The sequence below is a fragment of the Pyxidicoccus caerfyrddinensis genome (assembly GCF_010894405.1).
In the GTDB taxonomy this organism is placed as follows: Bacteria; Myxococcota; Myxococcia; order Myxococcales; family Myxococcaceae; genus Myxococcus; species Myxococcus caerfyrddinensis.
The window spans coordinates 1-861 of sequence record NZ_JAAIYA010000115.1; the positions used below are offsets into that span (position 1 = coordinate 1).

Below are 861 nucleotides of genomic sequence, written 5' to 3' on the forward strand. Positions count from 1 at the left end.
TGGATGAGGAGGCCCTGCGCCGCGCACTCCACGAGCTGGTCCTCCGCCACGAGCCCCTGCGCACCACCTTCGTCGAGCAGGACGGCCGCCCCTTCCAGCTCATCGCCCCCGTCCTCGAGCCCTCCCTGGACGTGGTGGAGCTGCGGGACGTCCCTGACTCCGAGCGTGAGGCGGAGGCCTGGCGCCGCCTGCACGAGGAGGCCCGCCGCCCCTTCGACCTGGAGAAGGGCCCGCTGCTGCATGCGGTGCTCTACCGGCTCTCCTCCAGCGAGCACGTGCTGCTGCTCACCCTGCACCACATCGTCACCGACGGCTGGTCCATGGGCGTCATGGTGCGCGAGGTGGCCGAGCTCTACGCGGCCTTCGCCTCCGGCCTCCCCTCGCCCCTGCCCGCGCTGCCGCTTCAATACGCCGCCTTCGCGTCCTGGCAGCGTCAGTGGCTTCAGGGTGAAGCACTGGAGGCCCAGCTCTCCTACTGGCGCCAGCGGTTGGACCCCAGCGCCGTGCTCCAGCTCCCGGGTGACAGGCCCCGTCCCGCCACCTCTTCCGCCCGTGGCGCCCGTCACACCGTCTTCCTGCCCGCGCAGCTTGCAGAGTCCTTGAAGGACCTGGGCGCACGCGACGGCCGCACCCTCTTCTCCGTCCTGCTCGCCGCCTTCAACGTCCTGCTCCACCGCTACTGCGGCCAGGACGACGTCACCGTCGGCACCCCCATCGCCGGCCGCAACCGCGCAGACCTCGAGGGCCTCATCGGCCTGTTCGTCAACACCCTCGCGGTGCGCACTGACTTGTCCGGCGACCCGACCTTCCAGCAGCTCGTGGGCCGCGTCCACGAGACGGCCCTGGGCGCCTTCGCCCACC

Annotated in this window: 1 protein-coding gene; it reads left to right on the forward strand. The window is 71.5% G+C overall.

What is annotated here, in order from left to right; genetic code table 11:
* The coding region (locus G4D86_RS51740; protein WP_240360976.1) for a condensation domain-containing protein at positions 1 to 861 on the forward strand (861 nt) is incomplete at both ends.